Annotated in this window: 3 protein-coding genes; all 3 read left to right on the top strand. The window is 61.4% G+C overall.

What is annotated here, in order from left to right; translation table 11 throughout:
* Positions 1–2,068: TonB-dependent siderophore receptor (locus tag JNL55_RS25470; RefSeq protein ID WP_293860974.1), on the top strand; the 2,068-nt coding region annotated here is incomplete at its 5' end.
* 80 nt (positions 2,069–2,148) lie between these two features.
* Positions 2,149–3,669: a serine hydrolase domain-containing protein gene (locus JNL55_RS25465; RefSeq protein ID WP_293860971.1), complete on the top strand. Its 1,521-nt coding sequence runs from the start codon at positions 2,149–2,151 to the stop codon at positions 3,667–3,669.
* Positions 3,666–4,616: serine hydrolase domain-containing protein (locus JNL55_RS25460; RefSeq protein WP_293860968.1), on the top strand; the 951-nt coding region annotated here is incomplete at its 3' end. The genes JNL55_RS25465 and JNL55_RS25460, both read left to right, overlap by 4 nt.

Here is a 4,616-nt window from a genome sequence, read left to right as displayed (position 1 = left end):
CACCGACGTGCTCGAGACCGTCAACGTGTTCGCCACGTTGGAAGATCAGCTCAGCGTCGGTTCCAAGTCCGGCACCACGCTGCGTGAAACGCCCAAGTCGGTGACCATCGTGACCGGCGAGCGCATCGAAGCGCAGAACCTCACTTCGTTGCAGGAAGTCCTGATTCAGACCACCGGCGTCACCGTCGGTGCGTTCAATCCTTTGGAGACGTTCTACTACGCCCGCGGTATCAAGCTGGAGACGCTGCAGTTCGACGGCGGTGCGCCGGCCTATACGGGCGACTTAGGCTTTTTCTACACGCCCGACACGGCGACGATCGAACGCGTCGAGATGCTGCGTGGTGTGGACGGCATGTACTCCGGCGCCGGCGAGCCGGGCGGCGTGATCAACCTGGTGCGCAAGCGTCCGGAGTCGGCGCCAGCGGTGCGCATGAGTGTGTCGGGCGGCACTTGGGACAATTACCGCGCGATCCTCGACGGCACGGGTGCGTTGGGCTTCGATGGCCGGCTGCGCGGACGCGCGGTCGCTTCTTATATGGATCGTGGTTATCACCAGGATCGCTACACCACCAAGAAAAAGATTCTGTTCGGTACCTTGGAGTTCGACGCTACCGATAGCACCGTGCTGGCCGTCGGCATGAACTACGAGAAGCGCGATGACGAAGGCTTCCCGGCTTGGGGCGGTCTGCCGCGCTTTACGAATGGCACAACGCTCCCTCTGCCGCGCACCTATAGCACCGCGCCGCCGTGGGCACGTTGGAACTTCGAGACCGTGGAAGCTTTTGGTCGCCTCGAACAGCGCTACGGCGAGACCGGGACGATTCGACTCAATGTGAATCAGATCGAGCAGGACAGCGAGCTGGCCTACGCGACCATCTTCGGCGCTGTGAATCCCACCACGATGTTGGGTTCGCGCATTTACGCAGGCCGCTCCGACATGTCCGCCGTTCAGCGTCTGGCTGATTTGTCGGCCAGCGGCAAGTTCGACCTGTTCGGTCGTTCGCACAGCTACACCGTCGGCACTGACTACGCTCAGTTGAACGGCGGCCAGACCGACTACGCGACGCCGGGCCTGAGCTTCGCGGACAACGTGCCGATCAACTACTTCACCTACAACCCGCGCACCTTGGCCGAACCTGCTTACACCGTGAGCGGCTACTATCCGAAGCGCACTCGATCCCAGCAGGGTTTCTACGCCACCGTGGGCCTGCAGCTGCTCGAACCGTTGCGGCTGACTCTCGGCGGACGCCTTGCCAAGTTCGATTACGACCAGGCGTACCGCGGTACCAACGGCGCAGTGACCTATTTGCGCTACGACGAAGAGGAGTTCATTCCGAGCGCGGCGTTGAGCTACTCGTTGAACAGTCGCTGGACGGCGTATGTGAGCTACGGCGAGACCTTTAAGGCACAGGGCAATCTGTTGGAAGGCCCGCCGCCGGGCGGTGCGCAGCTGTCGCCGATCGTTGGTGACAATCTGGAAGTGGGCATCAAGGGCGATGTGTTCCAGGGTGTGACGGCTGCGGCGTCCATCTATAAGCTCACGCGCGATGGTCAGGGCGTTGCTGATCCTCGCTACGTTGGCCTGGGCAGCACCAACTTGGCAGACGGTTCGCAGTGCTGCTTCATCCAGCAAGGCGAGATCACCGTCGAAGGCATGGACTTGGAAATGTCCGGGCAGGTGGCGCCGGGCTGGCAGGTGTTCGGCGGCTATACCTACACCAAGACGGACTATGTCGGTAACCCGACCGGTGCGAGCGTGTTGGGTCGAACGCCTGAACATCAGGCCAAGATTTGGAACACCTATCAGCTGCCTGGCAAGCTCTCGGCATTCACCATCAGCGGCGGTGTCACCGCGCAGACCGAGTCTTCGTACGGCATCTACAAGTACGGCGGCATCACGCTGTGGAATGCTTCGGTACAGTACGAGTTGAACGACAACTGGGCGGTCGCACTCAACGGCGACAACCTGACCGACAAAATGTACTGGCAGCCGACCGGTGCGTTGACTCGTCAGAACATCTTCGGCACGCCTCGTAGCATCAACCTCTCGCTCCGAGGTCAGTGGTAAGCGCTACCCGCTGAACGTGTCACGTGCGAACGCTCGCACGTGACACGTTCGTCTGCATTTATTTTCCGGGGATTCAAGCAATGACTCGCATGCGACAGGCGGGTGCGCTCGCCTTTTGTTTACTCGGTTCGTTGGCGGCCAGCGCTGCGAATCGCTTCGACGACGTTCGTACTTTCATTCGTTCGGGTCTGGTCGAATACTCCGTGCCGTCGATCACGGTGGCAGTGGCTCACAACGGCGAGGTGGTGTGGGAAGAGGGCTTCGGTTGGGCCGACCGCGAGAAGCGGATGCCGGCGACCGCGCACACTGCATATCTGATCGCCTCCGTCTCCAAGCCGCTGACGGCAACCGGCATCATGACGCTGGTGCAGGCAGGCAAGATCGATCTGGATGCTCCCGCGAATAATTATCTCGGCGCGGCCAAGTTGCGCGCACGAGTGGGCGATGCGAAGGACGCCACCGTGCGGCGCCTGGCGAGCCACAGCTCGGGCCTGCCGACTCATAACAATCTCTTTTATGCCGACGAGCCGACAAAGCCGTTATCGCGCGAGGATGCGATTCTCCGCTACGGCAACATCGTGACGCCGCCGGGCGAGCACTTCGTGTACTCGAACATCGGCTTCGGCACGCTCGAGAGCATCGTCGAGCATGTTTCCGGGCTGAGCTTTGCCGACTACATGCGCCACGCAGTGTTTCTGCCGCTGGGCATGACGAATACCACAGTGGGCCCCGGCCCTGGCATGGAAGCGATCACAGCAGCGCGTTACTTCACCCGTACCAGTCAGCCTATTCCTGCGCTCACCATAGATACGCTCGGCGCCGGCGGCGTCTTCTCCAGCGCGCACGATTTGATGCGTTTCGGTCAGTTTCAGTTGAAGGCGCATCTGCGCGACCAGAAGGCGATCATGAGCGACGCACGGATCGATGAGATGCATAGCCCGGTTGCACGTGTCGGAGCAGGCTTCAGTCGCGCCAGGGCGCATACCAGCAACTACGGGCTCGGTTTCAATCTCGGTGAGCGCAACGGCTACCGGGTGGTGTCGCACTCCGGCGGACTGCCTGGTGTGTCGGCCCAGCTGCGCATGGTGCCGGACGAAGGCTTGGTGATCGTGGTGCTGAGCAACTACAGCTCATCGTTGACTGAGCAGGTGGCCGATCGAATCGCCATGAAGCTGCTGCCTAAGTGGCGTCTCGAGAAAGACTACGGTTACCCATCGCCGCCGACGCCGGTCGTGAAGTTCGATACGCCGCGTGAGTTGCTGGGACATTGGCAGGGTGAACTCAGCACGCCCGAGGGCAATAAACCGCTTGAGTTGCGCTTTCTACCGAGCGGCGAAGTGCATGTGCGGCTCGACGATCAACTCGTGATGCTGGCCAATCAGCCGAAGTTTCAAGATGGTGAGTTCAGCTGCGAATTGCCGATTCGTATCGACACGCCGGATCTCGGTCCGCACGAGTACAGCGTTGGATTGTCACTGCACTTACGCGGCGAGACGTTGAATGGCGCGGCGCTCGCTTCGGGCCGTGCCGGCGCGAGCGTGCGTCAGCGCCCCGCGTTGAGCTATTGGGTCGAGGTCAAGCGACAGGCGGACGCCTCATGAGCTTCGCGCTAGAGCCGCGACGACGCGCGGGTGCGTTGCTGGCCAAGGTCGCGAACTCGCAGGCGGGCGAACATTCGCTGGGGCATTGGCTGCTGCTGGGCTTGACGCTGATAGGCATATCGTCGGCGGCGTCCGCCGACGCCATCGACGACTACATGCAAGCACAGCTCGCGCGTTACAACACGCCGGGCCTAGCGTTGGGCATCGTCAAGAACGGCGAGATCGTGCGCACGCAGGGTTATGGTTTCGCCAACCTGGAACACTCGGCGCCGATGCGTGCCGACTCAGTGTTTCAATCTGCGTCCACCGGCAAGATGTTCACCGCCGTCGCGGCGATGCTGCTCGTGGAAGACGGCAAGCTGCGGCTGGACGAATCGATCCGCACGTATCTGCCGGATGCGCCGGCCGCGTGGCAGCCCATCACGCTGCGTCTCATGCTCAATCACATCTCGGGATTGGATCGCAACCTGGATGCCGCTGAGCCACGCACGGACTACACCACTGAGCAGCTGTTGCAGCTCTATTACCAGACCCAGTTGAAGTACGCCCCGGCAGAGCGCTTTCTCTACAGCAACATCGGTTATGAACTCGTTGGTCTGGTCGTGGAGAAGGTCAGCGGCGAACGTTCCTATGTGGATTTGTTAAAGAAGCGCGTGTTCGATCCGCTCGGCATGACCAGTGCACGCGCCATTGACCTTCGCGCCGTGATCGCGCACCGAGCGGCTGGTTATCAACCCGGTCCGGGCGGCGAACTACTCAATCAGGAATTCGAATCCGAGTCGCTGAGTGCGCAGGGCTCCTCCGGTTTGTATCTGTCGGCGCAGGACTATGCGAGATGGGAAGTTGGTGTCCGCAATCGAAAGATTCTGAGCGAGGCGTCCTGGCAGGAAATCTTTCGGCCTGCGACGTTGGCCAGCGGCCGCAGCTATCCGTACGGATTCGGTTGG

The sequence above is a fragment of the Steroidobacter sp. genome (assembly GCF_016790065.1).
Lineage (GTDB): Bacteria > Pseudomonadota > Gammaproteobacteria > Steroidobacterales > Steroidobacteraceae > Steroidobacter.
This window is presented reverse-complemented; position numbering and strand designations above follow the sequence as displayed.

Coding starts and splice junctions, on each gene's coding strand:
- JNL55_RS25465 (WP_293860971.1), top strand. CDS start 2,149: ATGACTCGCATGCGACAGGCGGGTGCGCTCGCCTTTTGTTTACTCGGT.